The organism is Donghicola tyrosinivorans (genome assembly GCF_003003355.1).
In the GTDB taxonomy this organism is placed as follows: domain Bacteria; phylum Pseudomonadota; class Alphaproteobacteria; order Rhodobacterales; family Rhodobacteraceae; genus Donghicola; species Donghicola tyrosinivorans.
In genome coordinates, this window is the sequence record NZ_PVTQ01000021.1 from 22,363 (window position 1) to 38,779 (window position 16,417).

The 16,417-nt window shown below is 60.4% G+C and carries 16 protein-coding genes; 6 read left to right on the top strand and 10 right to left on the bottom strand.

All coding sequences use genetic code 11. From position 1 onward, the window contains the following. Positions 1–15: 15 nt before the first annotated feature. From CLV74_RS19590 to CLV74_RS19600, 3 genes are read right to left on the bottom strand one after another with little or no spacing between them, the layout of a single operon-like run. Positions 16–1,122, bottom strand: coding sequence for an ABC transporter ATP-binding protein (locus CLV74_RS19590; RefSeq protein WP_106268205.1), 1,107 nt, complete (start codon positions 1,120–1,122; stop codon positions 16–18). Position 1,123: 1 nt separating this feature from the next. Continuing rightward, the gene (locus tag CLV74_RS19595) at positions 1,124–2,020 is read right to left on the bottom strand and encodes a carbohydrate ABC transporter permease (RefSeq protein WP_245888620.1); all 897 of its coding nucleotides are present in this window, start codon (positions 2,018–2,020) and stop codon (positions 1,124–1,126) included. Positions 2,021–2,023: 3 nt separating this feature from the next. Continuing rightward, complete coding sequence (locus tag CLV74_RS19600; protein ID WP_106268207.1) at positions 2,024–2,905, bottom strand: carbohydrate ABC transporter permease; 882 nt, start codon at positions 2,903–2,905, stop codon at positions 2,024–2,026. A 471-nt stretch (positions 2,906–3,376) separates the two neighbouring features. On the opposite strand from CLV74_RS19600, the gene CLV74_RS19605 reads away from it, so the two are divergent. Further along, entirely contained in the window at positions 3,377–4,297 is a 921-nt protein-coding gene (locus CLV74_RS19605; protein WP_106268209.1) for an AraC family transcriptional regulator, read from the top strand. Here the strand turns inward: CLV74_RS19605 and CLV74_RS19610 are convergent. Beyond that, positions 4,294–5,025, bottom strand: coding sequence for a FadR/GntR family transcriptional regulator (locus tag CLV74_RS19610; RefSeq protein WP_106268211.1), 732 nt, complete (start codon positions 5,023–5,025; stop codon positions 4,294–4,296). The genes CLV74_RS19605 and CLV74_RS19610 overlap by 4 nt on opposite strands. 191 nt (positions 5,026–5,216) lie before the next feature. On the opposite strand from CLV74_RS19610, the gene CLV74_RS19615 reads away from it, so the two are divergent. Both CLV74_RS19615 and CLV74_RS19620 read left to right on the top strand, forming a co-directional pair. Then, entirely contained in the window at positions 5,217–6,365 is a 1,149-nt protein-coding gene (locus CLV74_RS19615; protein WP_106268212.1) for a mandelate racemase family protein, read from the top strand. Positions 6,366–6,410: 45 nt separating this feature from the next. After that, entirely contained in the window at positions 6,411–8,003 is a 1,593-nt protein-coding gene (locus CLV74_RS19620) for an ABC transporter substrate-binding protein (RefSeq protein ID WP_106268215.1), read from the top strand. Positions 8,004–8,082: 79 nt separating this feature from the next. Here CLV74_RS19620 and CLV74_RS19625 read toward each other — a convergent pair whose 3' ends face one another. The 5 genes from CLV74_RS19625 to CLV74_RS19645 are packed head-to-tail and all read right to left on the bottom strand — an operon-like array spanning position 8,083 to position 12,580. Beyond that, on the bottom strand, positions 8,083–9,081 hold the full coding sequence (locus tag CLV74_RS19625) for a dienelactone hydrolase family protein (protein WP_106268217.1): 999 nt from the start codon (positions 9,079–9,081) through the stop codon (positions 8,083–8,085). Next, positions 9,065–9,811, bottom strand: coding sequence for an ABC transporter ATP-binding protein (locus tag CLV74_RS19630; RefSeq protein WP_106268219.1), 747 nt, complete (start codon positions 9,809–9,811; stop codon positions 9,065–9,067). Before CLV74_RS19630 ends, CLV74_RS19625 begins: the two co-directional genes overlap by 17 nt. Continuing rightward, complete coding sequence (locus tag CLV74_RS19635; RefSeq protein ID WP_211299089.1) at positions 9,808–10,656, bottom strand: ABC transporter ATP-binding protein; 849 nt, start codon at positions 10,654–10,656, stop codon at positions 9,808–9,810. Before CLV74_RS19635 ends, CLV74_RS19630 begins: the two co-directional genes overlap by 4 nt. Before the next feature lie 2 nt (positions 10,657–10,658). Next, complete coding sequence (gene nikC / locus CLV74_RS19640; protein ID WP_170108118.1) at positions 10,659–11,561, bottom strand: nickel transporter permease; 903 nt, start codon at positions 11,559–11,561, stop codon at positions 10,659–10,661. Beyond that, positions 11,558–12,580: an ABC transporter permease gene (locus CLV74_RS19645; RefSeq protein ID WP_106268227.1), complete on the bottom strand. Its 1,023-nt coding sequence runs from the start codon at positions 12,578–12,580 to the stop codon at positions 11,558–11,560. Before CLV74_RS19645 ends, nikC begins: the two co-directional genes overlap by 4 nt. Positions 12,581–12,805: 225 nt before the next feature. Between CLV74_RS19645 and CLV74_RS19650 the strand changes: the two genes are divergently transcribed. Next, positions 12,806–13,126 (top strand): cupin domain-containing protein, encoded by a 321-nt coding sequence (locus CLV74_RS19650; protein WP_106268229.1) that lies wholly within the window; start codon positions 12,806–12,808, stop codon positions 13,124–13,126. A gap of 34 nt (positions 13,127–13,160) precedes the next feature. On the opposite strand, the gene CLV74_RS19655 is transcribed toward CLV74_RS19650, so the two are convergent. Further along, positions 13,161–14,060, bottom strand: a complete 900-nt coding sequence (locus CLV74_RS19655) for a hydrogen peroxide-inducible genes activator (protein ID WP_106268231.1) — start codon at positions 14,058–14,060, stop codon at positions 13,161–13,163. Positions 14,061–14,155: 95 nt separating this feature from the next. Between CLV74_RS19655 and CLV74_RS19660 the strand changes: the two genes are divergently transcribed. After that, positions 14,156–15,127, top strand: a complete 972-nt coding sequence (locus CLV74_RS19660; protein ID WP_106268233.1) for a sodium-dependent bicarbonate transport family permease — start codon at positions 14,156–14,158, stop codon at positions 15,125–15,127. A gap of 335 nt (positions 15,128–15,462) precedes the next feature. After that, the gene (locus CLV74_RS19665; RefSeq protein ID WP_106268235.1) at positions 15,463–16,386 is read left to right on the top strand and encodes a hydrogen peroxide-inducible genes activator; all 924 of its coding nucleotides are present in this window, start codon (positions 15,463–15,465) and stop codon (positions 16,384–16,386) included. Positions 16,387–16,417: the final 31 nt, after the last annotated feature.

Below are 16,417 nucleotides of genomic sequence, written 5' to 3' on the forward strand. Positions count from 1 at the left end.
CTCTATCTTCCGAAATCACGCGGCCCCTTGGGGCAGCGAAACATTCGCACCGCTCTCGCGGTCGAAAATGTGCATGTGGGCAGGGTCTGGTTGCAGCGTCAGGTGGTCCGCGCTGCGGTCCATCGCGTCAAATTCCGCGGTCGAGGCCACGCAGACAACGTCCGTTCCATCCAGATTGGCGTAGAGGTAAACCTCATGGCCCATGAACTCGACGTTCTTGAGGGTGGCGGTCAGGCCGGTTGTCGCCAGCCGCAGGTGCTGGGGCCGGATGCCAAGCACCGCCTTTTTGGGATAGCTGGACAGGCGTCCCAGTAGATGCGGGGGCAGCTCGACCTGCTGGGTGGCGGTGGTGAAGGTGTTGCCGTTCAGGCTGCCGTCGATCAGGTTCATCTCGGGGCTGCCGATAAAGCTGGCCACGAACAGGTTCGCGGGCTGATCGTACAGTACCTTGGGGGTGGCCACCTGCATGATATGGCCCGACTGCATCACACAGATGCGGTCGCCCATGGTCATCGCCTCGGTCTGGTCGTGGGTCACATACACCACGGTCGAGGCTTTGCCTTCCGCCTTCAGGCGGCGGTGGAGATCGGTGATGCGCACCCGCATGGATGCACGCAGTTTCGCGTCTAGATTCGAGAGCGGCTCATCGAACAGGAAAACTTCGGGCTTCTTGATCAGGGCGCGGCCCAAGGCCACGCGCTGCGCCTGTCCGCCCGACAGCTGCTTGGGCAGACGGTCCAAAAGGGGCTCGATTTCAAGGATGCGGGCAACTTCATCCACGGCCTTGGCGCGTTCGGCCTTTGGCACACCCGCCAGACGCAAGCCGAACGACAGGTTCGAGCGGACTTTCATATGGGGGTAAAGGGCGTAGTTCTGGAACACCATTGCGATGTGGCGCTTGCCCGGTTGCAGATCGTTGACGATCCGGTCACCGATGCGCACCTCGCCACCGCTGATCTCTTCCAGTCCGGCGATCATCCGCAGAGTGGTGGATTTCGCGCAGCCCGAGGGGCCGACGAAAACCATGAACTCTCCCTCTTCGATATCAAGGTTGATGCCATGCACGGCGCGGAACCCGTTGCCGTAGGTTTTCTCAAGGTTATGCAGTTGAAGACGTGCCATTTTATCCTTTGATCCCCCCGGCGGAGATCCCTTCGATGAAGTATTTCTGGGCAGCGAAGAACACGGCGAGCGCAGGCGTGATGGTCAGGACTGACATCGCCAGAATGCGGTTCCACGCAAAGGCTTCGGTGGTGTCGATGGACAGTTTCAGGGCAAGGCTGACGGGGTATTTGTCGACCGAGCTGATGTAGATCAGCGGCCCGAGGAAATCGTTCATGGTCCACATGAACTGGAACAGCGCGACCGAGATCAGGGCAGGGGCCAGCATGGGGACCACAATGAACACCAGCGTCTGCCAGCTGTTGGCACCATCCACACGGGCGGCCTCTTCCATGTCGCCGGGAATGGCGCGCAGGAACTGCACCAGCATGAAGACAAAGAACGCATCCCCTGCCAGTGCCGAGGGCACCCAAAGCGGCAGAAAGCTGTCCAGCCAACCCAAATCCCGAAACAGGATGTACTGGGGAATCCGCGTCACCACATTGGGCAGCAGCAGGATCGCGATGACCGAGCCAAAGAGGATCTTCTTGAACGGAAAATCAAAGCGGGCAAAGCCATAGGCCACGAAGGTACAGCTGATCACGGTGCCGATCACCTTGGGCACGATGATTTTGAAACTGTTCAGGAAAAACGTCCCGAAGGTGTAAGGGGTCGAGGTCTTCCACCCCTCGATATAGCCGTCCGCTGTGGGGTTTTGCGGCAGAAAACCGGGGTTGGCGAAAATCTCGCTGTTGGTCTTGAATGATGCGCCCACCAGCCAGATCAGCGGGTACAGCATCACCAGCCCCACAATGCCAAGGACGACATAGCGGATTGCGGCGTTGATGCGGGCTTTGCGGATGCGGGCATTCGCGTGTTGGCGGGCAAGGTCTAGAGTTGTGTCGGTCATTTGGGTCATGGGTCAGCTCCGCTTATCGCCGGCGTAGAACACCCACTTTTTCGACGACCAGAAGGCGACCAGCGTCAGGACCATGATGATCACAAACAGCACCCATGCGATCGCCGAGGCATAGCCCATGTCGAACCGCTTGAAGGCCTCATCATAGATATAAAGGGGCAGCAGGTAGGTGGATTTCAGCGGGCCACCGCCGGTGATGATGTAGGGGCCGTTAAACTCTTGGAACGCCTGCACCATCTGCATGATCAGGTTGAAAAAGATCACCGGCGTCAGCAGCGGAATGGTGATGAAGATAAAGCTGTGCAGCTTGGACGCGCCATCAATCGCTGCCGCTTCATAGAGCGATTTGTCGATGGATTGCAGCGCCGCCAGAAAGATCACCATAGCCGAGCCGAACTGCCAGCAGCGCAGCAGCGTGATGGTGAACAGGGCATTGCCGGGATCGCCGAACCAGTTGACGGCCTCGAACCCCATGGCAGTGAGGCCCATATTCACAAGGCCATCGGTGGCAAAGATATAGCGCCACAGCACCGCAATCGCGATGGATCCGCCAAGAATTGACGGCACATAAAAGGCGGTGCGGAAGAAATTGATGCCCCGTAGGCGGTAGTTCAGGATGTAGGCAATGAACAGCGCGAAGGCCAGTTTCAGCGGCACCGTGGTGAACACATAGATCAGCGTTACCGTCAAAGACCGGCGGAATGTGCGGTCCGAGGTGAACAGATCGATATAGTTCTGAAGACCCGTCCAGACGGGGGCCGACATCAGGTTATAGTCGGTAAAGCTCAGGTACAGAGACGCCAGAAACGGCACCATCGTGAAGACCAGCAGGCCGGCGATATAGGGCGCCAGATAGCCCAATCCCAACATACGACGCGCTGTCATGGCGCACCAAGCCTGCCGCCCAGTGACGGCACTGCAATTTGATCCATCAAAACTTCTCCTCCGTGGCTGCGTGGGCGGGCTCAGCTTGTGGCTGGGGCCCGCGCCGCGGCAGATCGGGTTGTGCCTTTCCTGCACGATTCCCGATGTTGTCAGACAAATTAGCAGATCATATGGGATATGTTGGATACACGATTAGGGAAAAAAAGATGGACGAAATTGAACGTCCTTTGGTGTGAGTTGCTGGGGGCGTGCAGAGGGAGTTGTGTGGCTGAATTGGCCCTATATCTCTGGAAAATTTGGGGTATTACCATAATTAACCGGTTTAATCCTACGGCGAGCAGGTATCTGGCATGCCCGAAAGTGCTAGGTTCGAAAATGTCCAGAACGGGGATGCCTCGCATCCTCTGTTGACGGCAAGCGCAATTCAGGTGGTATGATGAGTCGCAACCCATCAGACAGGAAGGGCAGGGGATGGAGGAAATCGAAGGCGGTGTTCTGGACCGTGTGCCGGTGGGTGCGCTGAGCCTGTCGCTGACACGCTCGACCATCCGGATGCAGCACGCGCCCTCATGGCAGGTGGATAAATCGAATGAGGTTTATGACCTGATCATCGCGCTGGACGGGCAGGGGGAATACCTGATGGACGGCCAACGCCTGACCCTGCGGGCGGGCCAAGCGATGTTGATCCCGCCGCACACCCGCTTTGAGGGCTGGATCGAGCATTGCGATGAATACATCGGCATCGCGCAGCATTTCACCCTGCGGGCCTTTGGCGAACACGATCTGCTGTCCCTGATGGAGCTGCGCCCGATTGCCGATCTGGCCCCCTGGCCGGTGCACGAACCGCTAGCTCGTCATTTCCGGTCCCAATCGCCGCCCGGCTCGGTCACCTTGCCCCAGCACCATCAGTTCATGGTGCTGCTGAATGCCTATATTAACGCGGCGTTTATTCGTTGGCGGCCCGATACGGCGCAACCCATTGAAGGCACAGCGGGCATCGATCTGGCGGTGATGCAGGCGGCCTCAAAGATCAGCGCCCACCCGCTGGACGCCGCTATCGTGCAAGCCGCGATGGATGAGGCGCCCTATAACCGCGACTACTTCCAGCGGTCTTTTCAGAAACGCATCGGCCGTACCCCGCGTCAGTACCAGCAGTTCTGCTTGATGGAGCGGGCGATGGAGTATCTAGAGTCCGGCCATTCCGTCACCGAGGCCGCCGCGCGGGTGGGCTACAGCGATCCCTATTACTTCTCGCGGATGTTCAAACGCATCATCGGCCTCAGTCCCCGCGCCCATGTCGAGCGGCTGAAGATCAGCCGATCCGGTCAGTTGTTCCAGTTTGACGAGGGCGAACAAAAGGCACGGTTGGAAGGCGTTGTTGACGAAGGTTAACGATATGACTTGCGCAAAAGGGCGCGGTAGCGGTCCAGACCGCCTTCAAGATGCGCCTTCATGGCGCTTTCGGCGGCATCGGGATCGCCTTGGATGATGGCGTCGATGATGCGGTTATGCTCGTTCACCAGATCGGGGTTCGGGATATAGGCCCGGGGAGGGCCGTCGCCTGCCTCAAGTTCCACGCGGGGCACAAGGCCGGGGCGGATCAGAGTCAGAAATTCGGCAAAGCGCTTGTTTTGCGAGGCTTCGGCGATGGCCACGTGAAAGGCAAAGTCGGCCTCGCGGGTCGATGCGCCAGTCTCGAAACACTTGGCCAGCTCTTCTTGCGCCCGCACGATCTTTTCGATTTGCGCGCCAGAGCGGCGCATCGCCGCCAAGCCTGCGGCGCGAATTTCAAAGGCCGAGCGCAGTTCGAACAGCTCGATCACCCCCGACAGCCGTTCGGTGTCCAGATCGGAAAACGGGCGCTGTTGGGTTTGCGCGGGGTCCAAAGCGTAAACGCCCGAGCCCTTGCGGGCCTCGACCAGTCCTTCGGTGCGCAGTTGGGCGAACGCCTCTCGGACCACGGTGCGGCTGACGGAATAGGTCCGCGTCAGTTCGGCCTCGCTTGGCAGGCGGTCGCCTGGGGCAACCTCGCCCGACAGAATCGCGGCCCGCAAGGCGTCCGCGATGACGGTCACACGGGTGCGCGGCGGAGTGTTCTGAAGGTTTGTCGTCTCGATCACGCGCGCCTCGTTCTTTCATATATTACAGGTTTTATTCATAGCGGGCTTTGCGGGCTTAGGTCCAGCGGCAAATTCGGGCAGTTCGGTGAGAGTTTTGAAGAAGCCTGTTGACCGATTCACAAATGCTGTAATACAACTTGTCATACAGCAATTGACCCGTGCGGTACGCCGCGCGGACGGAGGAGAATACAGTGATCATCACCGACGTCTCAGCGCGGGTTTTCCGCCATAAGACTCGCCGCCATTCGGACAGCGCAGGACACGCCCACCCCGGACCCGAACATGAGGTCGAACAGGGCATTCTGACCATCCGCACCGAGGACGGCAACGAGGGCCACAGCTTTGCCCCGCCCGAGGTGATGCGCCCCCATGTGCTGGATAAATTCGTGCGCAAGGTGTTGATCGGACAGGATCACCGCGACCGCGAACGGTTGTGGCAGGACCTTGCCCATTGGCAGCGCGGTTCGGCGGCGCAGCTGACCGACCGGACCCTTGCGGTTGTCGATTGCGCCTTGTGGGACTTGGCCGGACGCACTTTAGGCCAGCCGGTCTACAAGCTGATCGGCGGCTATCGCGATAAGGTCCGCGCCTATGGCTCGATCATGTGCGGGGACGAGCTAGAGGGCGGTCTGGCGACCCCTGACGACTATGGCCGCTTTGCCGAAACGCTGGTTGCGCGGGGCTACAAAGGGATCAAGCTGCACACATGGATGCCGCCCGTCAGTTGGGCGCCCGATGTGCGCATGGACCTGAAAGCCTGCGCCGCCGTGCGCGAGGCCGTTGGCCCCGACATCAGCCTAATGATCGACGCTTTTCACTGGTATTCGCGCACCGATGCCTTGGCGCTGGGGCGGGGTCTGGAGAAGCTGGATTTCGACTGGATCGAAGAGCCGATGGATGAACAATCCATGTCATCCTATCGCTGGCTGTCAGACAACTTGGACATTCCTGTGATAGGTCCGGAAAGCGCCGCCGGAAAACACTGGCACCGCGCGGAATGGATCACCTCGGGGGCCTGCGACATCCTGCGGACCGGCGTGAATGACGTGGGCGGGATCACCCCTGCGCTGAAGACCCTGCATCTGGCCGAGGCTTTCGGCATGAACTGCGAGGTTCACGGCAACACGGCGATGAACCTTCAGGTCGTGGCGGCGGTCAAAAACTGCCGCTGGTATGAGCGCGGGTTGCTGCACCCGTTCCTCGAATACGACGACGGGTTCGACTACCTGAATGCGCTGTCCGATCCGATGGACGCAGACGGATTTGTCCATGTGCCCGACCGCCCCGGTTTGGGCGAGGACATCAATTTCGACCACATCGAAAACAACCGCGTGGCTTGACGCGCCCGCTTTTTAACTAGTCCAAAACTCTCAGGGAGGAGATTTATGAGACATTTGCTTGCAAGCGCTGCCGTGGCCGTATTGATGGCCGGCACCGCGCCGGTTCTGGCTGAAACGCCTGCGGACCAGCTGATCGTTGCGTTCGACATGACCAACGTGCTGACGATGGATCCTGCGGCCATCACCGGCGGCGAGGCGGTTCAGATCCTGAACAACGTCTATGACACGCTGGTTCAGTTGAACCCCGAAACCCGTGCGCTTGAGCCGCGTCTTGCGGAAAGCTGGGAGGTCGCGCCCGACAACATGTCGGTGACCTTCAAGCTGCGTCCCGATGCTAAATTCGCGTCCGGCAATCCTGTGACTGCCGATGACGTGGTTTACAGCTTCAAGCGGATGATGACCCTTAGTCTGGCGCAGGCCTCGGCCCTGAATTCTCGCGGCTTTGTGGTCGAGGATGTGGACAGCTATTTTCAGGCGGTCGATGCCCATACGTTCAAGCTGACCCTGCCGCAGGCGGACGACCCCAAGCTGATCATGATGAACCTTGCGGAATCCGGTCGCGGTTCGATCCTTGATAGCAAGCTGGTTCAAGAGAACGAGAAAAACGGCGATGCGGGGCAGGAATGGCTGACCAACAACGCGGCAGGCTCGGGTGCGTTCACGCTGGACAATTGGCGGGCGAATGAATTCGTGATCCTTGGTCGCAATGACAATTTCTGGGACGATGCGCCCCAGATGTCGCGCGTTCTGATGCGCCATTTGCCTGAAAGCCAGTCGCAGCGTTTGGGGCTGGAGCAGGGCGATCTGGACGTCGGTTTCTCGCTGGCGGCACCTGATCTGAAGGCGCTGGAAACCAACGAAGAGATCACCGTGGAAACGGTCCCTTCGGCTGGTTTCTATTACCTCGCCGTGTCGATGGAGGACGAGCGTTACGCCAATCCCAAGGTCCGCGAAGCGCTGCGCTACCTGATCGATTATGAGGGGATCAACGGGGCGATCATGCCGTATTTCGGGGTGCCGAAGCAGCGTCCGATCAACTCTGGCGCTTTTGCCCTGCTGCCCGATCCGGGCTACACGCTGGACGTGGAAAAGGCCAAGGGCCTGCTGGCTGAGGCGGGCTATCCCGACGGGTTTGACACCACGCTGCGCGTGATCTCGACCCAGCAGTTTCTGGACAGTGCGACGGCCATTCAGGGCACGTTGGCCCAAGCGGGCATCAATGCCGAGATCATCACCGGCGATGGTGGCCAGATTTACGGCGCGATGCGCGAGCGCAAGTTTGAACTGCTGGTTGGTCGCGGCGGCGGCGGTCAGCAGCCGCACCCTGACAGCAACCTGCGGGCGATGATCTATAACCCCGACAACTCGCAGGACGCGGGACTGACCAACTATCAGGGCTGGCGCACCTCGTTCCAGAATGAAGAGCTTAACGCGATGATCGAACAGGGGTTGATTGAACCGAACACAGACGCGCAGGCCGATATCTACAAGGCCATTCAGGACAAGATCGAAGAGGTTGTCCCCTCGATCCTGCCGTTCTCGGAGCGGGTTGTGACGGCGGCCTATCAGGACGACATCGAAGGCATCATCGTTGACCCGTGGGTCACGCGGTTTGAGGATGTGGTTAAGAAACGCTGACCCGGTTTAGGGCGAAAAGGAAGGGGCGCTGAGATTACTCAGCGCCCCTTTTTTGATGCAAGAATGACAGCCGTTGGTGTCAGAGGTGTCGGCTGAGGAAGGTGATAGCCTCGTCCAATGACTTTCGCGGGCATGTGTGCCCTGCATCATGCATGGCGGTGTCGGGCGCAGGGGCACCTGCCGCCTTCGCGATCCGCGCAATTTGGGTCCAAGCCTTTTGGACGCTGGCCTCGGGCATATGCCGATCCCCGCGTCCCGAGCGGTAGAATTGGGGTTTCTGCACGCCAAGTCCCGCCAGATCGGCGAAGTCTGCGCGGGCGGCGATCGTGGGGTGCAGCATGTAAAAGGCAGATTGCCCCGCCAAAAGCGGCGCGTTTTCCTGCATCAGATCATTGCGGCAAGCCATCCAAGACAGGCTGGCATGGGCTGCGATATCGGGGCTAAGCGCGGCCACTTGCCATGCGCGGAACCCTCCGAAGGAAAAGCCAAAGGCACCGATCCGCATAGCGTCGATTTCAGGCTGTTTGGCCAGCCATGCGGCGGCTTGGGCGTCTTCGCCCGCGACCAGTCCGGCCAGTGACCAGCCAAGCCCAAGGGCGTTGGCGGCAAGGGCTTGTTGGCCCTCATAGCCGCCCGCTTGCCGTGCGCCCCATCCCAACGCATCAAGGCAAAGCACCGCAAATCCCGCCTCTAGAAATGCCGAGGCAGGGGCGGCACCGTCATAGTGACGGGCGCGGGTTTCTGTGCTGGCGGGATCGTCAAAGAGCTTGCGCAAACCGTGTTCGAACGCGCCGCCGTGGTCGTGCAGCAGCAGAACGGCGGGGAAGGGGCCTATGCCTTTGGGCAGGACAAACCGGCCAGAGGCTGTCGCGCCGGTGGCAAACTCCAACGTCACTTCCGTACCATCGTGCCGCCCTTTTGCCGCGCCGTCCATCGGGGGCAGGCCCGCCCGCCAAGCGCGCATCAAGCGATCTGCCCAAACGGAATATGGCCCCCGCGCAGAGGCGAAGGACAGATCCATCGGCAGCGCGTCGCGCCGCGCCGCCAAGAAGGGGGGCAGGTCAGACGGCGTGTTCATACTCAAGGCTCGCGGCGATCAGCTCTTTCGCGTAGGGCTGGGTTGCGCCGCCTTGGGTGATCGCCTCACGCGGCAGCACCTCAACGACCCGCCCGTGCTGCATGATCGCGAAGCGGTCGCACATGTGATCGACCACGGCCAGATCGTGGCTGACCATGAGGTAGGTAAAGCCCTTTTCCTTTTGCAGCCGGACCAAAAGGTTCAGAACCTCTGCCTGAACCGAGACATCAAGGGCTGAGGTCGGCTCATCCAGCAGCAGCACGTCAGGCTCTAAGATCAGCGCCCGCGCGATGGCCACCCGCTGACGCTGACCGCCAGAAAGCTGGTGCGGATAGCGGTCAAGGAATTCCACCGGCAGGCCCACATCGCGCATGGCCTGCGCCAGACGGGCGTCGCGGTTGCCTATCCCGTTGATGCGCAGCCCTTCCTCTAGCGTTGTGCGGATCGAGTGGCGGGGATGCAGCGAGCCGTAGGGGTCTTGAAAGACCATCTGCATGGCGCGGCAACGCTCGGCCACGGACATATCGCGCACGCTTTTGCCGCCGATTTCGACCGTTCCGGTCCATTTCTGGTTCAGCTGCGCGGCGCAGCGCAGGATCGTGGATTTCCCCGAGCCGCTTTCGCCCACAAGGCCGAAACATTCGCCTGCGGCGACCTCTAGCTGGATGTCGTGCAGCACCTGAAGCGCACCAAAGCTGACGCAGAGATCGCTGATTGTAACGGATTTCATAGGGCGTCTCCTTGGGCCTGCGGTGTCAGCCAACTGTCCTGCCGGTTCAGGACCGGCAGCGGGGCGCGAGATCCGCCGATGCGCGGCTGTGCGGCCAAAAGGCCACGCGTGTAGGGGTGCTGTGCGTTGTTCAGATCACGGGCGTCCAGCGTTTCCACAAGTCGGCCCGCATACATGATCAGCACGCGGTCGCAGAAGGCACGGACAAGGTTCAAGTCATGGCTGATCATCACCAGCCCGATCCCCTTGTCCTTCACCAACCCGTCCAGAATACGCAGCACTTGCAGGCGCACGGTCACATCTAGGGCCGAAGTCGGCTCGTCCGCGATGACCAGATCAGGCGAGGTCAGCAGCATCATGGCAATCATCACCCGCTGGCCCATGCCGCCAGAGACTTCGTGCGGGTACAGATCATAAACCCGTTCGGGGTCGCGGATATGGACCTGTTCCAGCATCTTGACCGCCTTGGCGCGGGCCTCGGCCTTGGAGCAGCGGACATGGGTGCGGTAAGCCTCGGCGATCTGGTGGCCGCAGCGCTGGATCGGGTTCAGCGAGAACTTCGGGTCCTGCAAGATCATCGACATCCGCTTGCCGCGCACCTTCAGCATTTGGCGCTCTGATGCGTTCAACAGGTCCACGTCCTCAAAGCGCATGGTGTCTGCGGTGATCTCGGCGCTGTCGATCAGGCGCATGATGGCGCGGCCGACGGTGGACTTGCCCGACCCGCTCTCGCCCACGATCCCCAGCCGTTCACGGCCCAAGGTAAAGCTGACGTTGCGCACCGCTGGCTCGGGTGCACCGTGGTACCGGATCGACAGGTTTTTCACCTCAAGAATAGGGTCCATGATTACCCCCGGTTCATCTGTTTGGGGTCCAGCGCATCGCGCAGGCCGTCGCCCAAAAGGTTAAAGGCAAGGCTAACGCAGAGGATCGCAAGGCCGGGGAAGGTCACCAGCCACCAGCTGTCGATCATGTAGCGGCGGCCCGTGGCGATCATCGCGCCCCATTCGGGCAGGGGCGGCTGTGCGCCAAGTCCCAGAAAGCCCAGACCTGCGGCGGTCAGGATCACGGTGGCCATGTTCAGCGTCAGGCGGATCAGGACCGAGGGCAGGCACATGGGCACGATCGACCGCCAGATGATCCGCGCTGACGATGCCCCTTGCAGCTTTGCGGCGGCGATATAGTCTGCCTGCCGGAAGGTCATCGTCTCGGCCCGCGCAAGTCGCGCAATGGGCGGCCATGCGGTCAGCGAAATCGCGATGATTGCGTTGTTCAGGCTTGGCCCGAGGGCGGCGACAAAGGCCAGCGACAGGATCAAGGACGGGAAGGACAGGAAAATATCGGTGATCCGCATCAGCACTGTATCGACCTTGCCGCCGTAGTATCCCGCGACCGTGCCGAAAAACAGCCCTAGCGGGCCGACCACGATGGTCACCAGAAAGATGATCGAGAGGGTAATTCGCGAACCGGCGACCAGACGCGAAAAGATATCGCGTCCCAATTCATCTGTGCCGAAAAGATGTGCGGCAGAGGGCGGCTGAAGCGTGTTTTGCAAGTTCTGCACATAGGGATCATGGGTCGCGATCAGCGGCGCGAAAACCGCAAGGGTGATCAGCAGCCCCAGCACGATCAGCCCGAACAGCGAGGTCGGCGCACGCATAAGAAACAGCAGGATATTGCGGGCAACGATCAGCCCGTGGGGCAGGCGGCGCGGCGCAGGGGCGCTTGAGAGGCGGTCGGTCATACTCATCTCGTTCTCGGGTCGAATACGCGGTAAAGGATGTCGGACAGGATATTCAGGCCGATAAAGATGACGCCGACGATCAGCACGCAGGTCATCACGGCGTTCATGTCCCCGATCAGTAGGTTCGAGGTCAGATATTGGCCAAAGCCGGGCCATGCGAAGACAGTCTCGATCAGCACGGCTCCTTCCAGCAGCGCGCCATAGGCCAGCGCCACGATGGTCACCAGCTGCACGCGGATATTGCCGAAAGCGTGGCGCCAGATGGTTTGCCGACGGCTGAGGCCCTTGACCCGCGCGGTGGTCACATATTCTTGGTTGATCTGGTCCAGCATGAAGCTGCGCGTCATCCGCGTGATATAGGCCGAGGATGAATAGCCAAGCAGGCTGGCGGGCAGAATGATGTGGTTCAGGGCGGATCGGAACACGTCCCACTGGCCGGCCAATGCACTGTCAATCAGTAGGAAATTCGTCCGCTCCGGCACAAGGCCGATGTAAAACTGGCTCATCCGGCCAGAGCCGCCGACCCAGCCCAGATTGGCGTAGAACACCAAAAGGGCAATCATCCCCGTCCAGAAAATCGGCATCGAATGCCCCATCAGGCTGAACACGCGGATCAGCTGATCCTGCCATTTGTCCTTATTGGTGGCGGCGATGACCCCCATCGGCGTGCCAAGGCCCGCCCCGATGATGATCGCAAAGGTCGCCAGCTCGATCGTGGCGGGCAGGACGCGGGCGATGTCCTCTAGCACCGGTTTGCCCGTGCGGATCGAGGTGCCGAAGTCAAACGTAGCGATATCGCGCAGGTAGATCAGGAACTGCTGCCACATGGGTTTGTCGAGGCCCAGTTGGCGATAGACGTTCTCATACACCTCGCGCGTTGCATCCTCACCGACCATGGCGCGCACCGGATCGGTGGGCATGATGCGCCCGATCACGAAGGTCAGGATCAACAGCCCAAACAAGGTGATCAGGATCGACACGCCCTGTTCCGCGACCCCCGCGTAACGGCGTTTGCTTTGCCGCATAGTCCCCTCCCGTTTCGGCCGAATCTGATTGGCCGGTTAGTCATACATCTTGTCCATACTTGTTATACAGATATTGATCTGTCAAGTTCTCATGAGAACAACCAGTAACCGCGCAGATTCGGGCCAAGCCTTCGGGATGCTGTTCTCTTGGCTAAAGAATTCTTGTCATGCATGTTTTGATACTTATATGATGAATGCGCATCGCCAAACCGATTGAGGTGCAAGATGACAGAAATTCTCCGCAGCTTTCCGATCGTGTCGCCCGACAAAGGCGTGACACGCCAAGTTCTGGCCGACGCGCCCGATCTGATGGTGGTCTCGTTCCGCTTTGAGGTCGGCGCGGAGGGCGCGCTGCACAATCACCCGCACGTGCAATCGACCTACGTCGAAAGCGGCCGCTTTCGTTTCCACCTGAATGGGGAAGAGTTCGAAGTCGGGGCAGGGGACAGCTTTGTCATCCCCTCCGGCGCTATGCACGGTTGCATCTGCCTTGAAGCGGGCCAGCTGGTAGACTGCTTCACCCCGCGGCGGGATGATTTTTTATAAAGCACGCCCCGCGCATTTGGTGTGCCCGAAGGGGCTAGACGCCAAATTGCGCGGCGGTTTCCTTCAGAGGGGGCACCAGCAGATCGGGCCCATCACCGGCCTGAGAACGCTCGGGCAGCAACAGGCTGATCGCGCGGTCCGCGTCCGGCACGTTGAGGGGGATGATCTTGACCTCTTCCCGGTGCACCGCTTGGCGGCGGGCGAAAAGGTCGGGCAGCACAGCCACGCCCGCGCCGGTCGCCGCCATCAGCAGGATCGAGTCCAGCGACGTCCCCTCATAGTCATTCGAGACAATCCCGCCGTTCTGCCCCGCGATCGCGTAAACGATCCGCGCCAGCCGGTGGCCCGTGTCCAGCGTCAGCAACCGCTGGCCTGCCAGATCCCCCGCCGTGATCTCATCCAGTTCTGCCAGTGGATGGTCACGCGAGACCGCCGCCCACAGCTGTTCCCGAAACAGGAAATGTTGCTGGGTGTTCGGGTGATCCTCGGGGGTCGAGATGATGGCGTCGAACCGCCCGTTCCTGATCCCTTCATCAAGGCTGAGGGTGTTTTCCTCACGCACCACAACGCGCAGGTCCGGTTGCGTCTGGTGCAGGCTGCGCACCACTTGCGGCAATAGATACGGCCCGATTGACGGCAAAACCCCTAGGCGCAAACGCCCACCGAACGGGATTTTGCTGGTCATGGCGGCATTCAGCGCCTCGACCTCGGCCAGAATACGGCGGGCGCGGGTGACGAATTCCAGCCCCTGCGATGTGGTCGTGACACCGCTGCGACCCCGTTGAAACAGGCGCACGCCCAGTTCGGCCTCAACCGTGGCGATCTGGTTGGACAGGCTTGGCTGGCTGACATGCAGCATCTCTGCGGCAAGGCCAAAGTTGGCCAGCTGGTGGACGGTCACCACATATTCCATCTGTCGCAGGGTCGGGCGCATACATAGCCTCAGGCTATTCATAACAAGATCAGTTTGTATTTATGCTATCGCAGAATTTCGGGCAAGAGGCGCGGGCCATTCGCTAGGAGATCCCGATGCCGCTTATTTTCGACAGTCTTGTTGGCAACCTCATGGTGCCGACCATCATGTTTTTCGCCCTTGGTTTGCTGGCCGCTGTGTTGCGCAGCGACCTATCCATTCCCGAAGGGGCGGCCAAGTTCATGTCCCTTTATCTGCTGCTGGCGATCGGGTTCAAAGGCGGCAATAGTCTGGCGCAGCACGGATTGCGGGCCGATCTGTTTCTGGCCATCGGGGCAGGGCTGGCACTGTCATTCCTGATCCCGTTCGTGGCCTTCATGTTGCTGCGGGCGATGACGCGGCTGGACGCCATGAACGCGGCGGCGGTGGCGGGGCACTACGGGTCTATCTCTATCGTGACCTTCGTCGCCGCCTCTAGTCTGCTAGAGCTGACGGGTATTGCCGCCGACGGCTACATGGTGGCCGTTGCCGCCGCGATGGAGGTCCCTGCGATCCTATCTGCCCTCTGGATTGCCGCCCGCTTTGGCCGGTCTGCGGGAGAGACCGCTTGCGTGCCGATGCGAGAGCTGTTCGCCAATGGCTCGATCGTGCTGCTGACCGGAGCCTTCGTGATCGGGGCCGTCACGCAGGACAAAGGCATGCAGATGATTGCCCCCTTCGTGGTCACGCCATTCACGGGGATTTTGTGCCTGTTCCTGTTGGATATGGGCCTGTCGGCGGGGCGTAGTCTGCTGAAAAACAAGCATATGCTTAGCGCGGGCCTCTTTGCCTTTGGTTTGGTGATGCCTGTTGTGGGGGCGGCTTTGGCTTGGGGCGTAGGCAGCGTGATCGGCTTGCAGACGGGCAGCCTGTTTCTGCTGATGGTGCTGGCGGCATCGGCCTCATACATCGCTGTGCCTGCGGCGATGAAGATCGCCCTGCCCAAGGCCGAGGCAGGTGTCTACCTGACCCTGTCGCTTGGGGTGACCTTTCCCTTCAACATCACGCTGGGTTTGCCCCTTTATCTGTGGCTGGCGGGGCTTGGATAGTGATTGGCTGGCGGTTGAGGGCCGCCGCGCACCCATAGAAAAAGGCGCACGGGGGGTGTTGCGTGCGCCTTTACCCCTTCCGGAGAAGATCTGTCAGATCATCATCACAAGCGCGGCGGGCAAAGCGACCATACCGCCCAAGATCAATGCCATTGCCAGTCCCAGTCCTTTGAACATCGCTATCCTCCCTGTTCATTCCGTTGTCGCACCGCGCATTTCAGGTCTTTGTGCGGTGCAGGCGTTTTTTTGACGTGGGGCCGGTTTGCGCTAAGAAAAGACAATGAAATGCAAAAGTAGGATAGGATTTTCCTATCAAAATTAGCGGCGGAGAACCGATGGCAGAGATCACCCTGCGCCAATTGCGCTATTTCGCGACGCTTTCCCGCGTGCTGCAATACCGCCGCGCGGCGCAGCAGTTGGGGATCAGTCAGCCCTCGCTCAGCCTGCAAATCAGCGCTTTGGAAGAGGCCGTGGGCGCGCCGTTGCTTGAGCGTAAACGCAATGGCCTAATCCTGACCCCAGCGGGCCGCGATGTGGCTGTGCGCGCTTTGCACATTCTGGCCGAGGTAGATGGTTTGATGCACCGCCCGCTCTCTGCCCATGAGGGGCTAAGCGGGACGTTGCGCCTTGGATCGTCGCCTTCAATCGCGCCCTATCTGATGCCGCGGGTGCTGCGAAAACTGCATGAAATCTATCCCGATTTCAGACTGATCATCCGCGATGGCCCGTCAAAAGCGCTGATCGAGGATCTTCTGGCGGGAACCCATGACCTGATCCTGACCCAAGCGCCTGTCGGCCATGACGACGTGCGCTTTTATCCGCTGTTCCGCGAGCCTTTGTTGCTGGCGGTTGATCACGGAAACCCGTTGGCGCAGCAGACAAGCGCACGCCTTGAGGATCTGTCTGCCCTGACCTTCATCACACTGGACCCAGCCTACACGTTACACCGTCAAATCAAGGACTTGAGTGAGCTGTCCGGTGCGCAATTGCGTCAGGATTTTGAGGGAACCAGTCTGGATGCCCTGCGCCAGATGGTGGCTTTGGGGATGGGCGTCACCTTGCTGCCCGCGCTCTATTCGAGATCCGAGGTCGAGCGCGCCGACAGCGACGTTTGCACTATCCCCCTAGCGCCCCCGCGAATGCGGCAGATCGGCCTGGCCTGGCGCCGCTCAAGCGGCGAGCCCGCAGCCTTTCTAGAGATGTCGCAGCAGATCAGCCAAGTGGCGCGGGCCGAGTTTTCGGGATGTGTGAGGTTTTAAAGGATTTTGCTTTCAAAGCGGTGTGTGTATC

Bases quoted from the DNA above. Each gene is read 5' to 3' on its own strand.
- CLV74_RS19590 (WP_106268205.1), bottom strand. From the start codon at position 1,122: ATGGCACGTCTTCAACTGCATAACCTTGAGAAAACCTACGGCAACGGG.
- CLV74_RS19595 (WP_245888620.1), bottom strand. From the start codon at position 2,020: ATGACCCAAATGACCGACACAACTCTAGACCTTGCCCGCCAACACGCG.
- CLV74_RS19600 (WP_106268207.1), bottom strand. From the start codon at position 2,905: ATGACAGCGCGTCGTATGTTGGGATTGGGCTATCTGGCGCCCTATATC.
- CLV74_RS19605 (WP_106268209.1), top strand. From the start codon at position 3,377: ATGGAGGAAATCGAAGGCGGTGTTCTGGACCGTGTGCCGGTGGGTGCG.
- CLV74_RS19620 (WP_106268215.1), top strand. From the start codon at position 6,411: ATGAGACATTTGCTTGCAAGCGCTGCCGTGGCCGTATTGATGGCCGGC.
- CLV74_RS19625 (WP_106268217.1), bottom strand. From the start codon at position 9,081: ATGAACACGCCGTCTGACCTGCCCCCCTTCTTGGCGGCGCGGCGCGAC.
- CLV74_RS19630 (WP_106268219.1), bottom strand. From the start codon at position 9,811: ATGAAATCCGTTACAATCAGCGATCTCTGCGTCAGCTTTGGTGCGCTT.
- CLV74_RS19635 (WP_211299089.1), bottom strand. From the start codon at position 10,656: ATGGACCCTATTCTTGAGGTGAAAAACCTGTCGATCCGGTACCACGGT.
- nikC (WP_170108118.1), bottom strand. From the start codon at position 11,561: ATGAGTATGACCGACCGCCTCTCAAGCGCCCCTGCGCCGCGCCGCCTG.
- CLV74_RS19645 (WP_106268227.1), bottom strand. From the start codon at position 12,580: ATGCGGCAAAGCAAACGCCGTTACGCGGGGGTCGCGGAACAGGGCGTG.
- CLV74_RS19650 (WP_106268229.1), top strand. From the start codon at position 12,806: ATGACAGAAATTCTCCGCAGCTTTCCGATCGTGTCGCCCGACAAAGGC.
- CLV74_RS19655 (WP_106268231.1), bottom strand. From the start codon at position 14,060: ATGCGCCCGACCCTGCGACAGATGGAATATGTGGTGACCGTCCACCAG.
- CLV74_RS19660 (WP_106268233.1), top strand. From the start codon at position 14,156: ATGCCGCTTATTTTCGACAGTCTTGTTGGCAACCTCATGGTGCCGACC.
- CLV74_RS19665 (WP_106268235.1), top strand. From the start codon at position 15,463: ATGGCAGAGATCACCCTGCGCCAATTGCGCTATTTCGCGACGCTTTCC.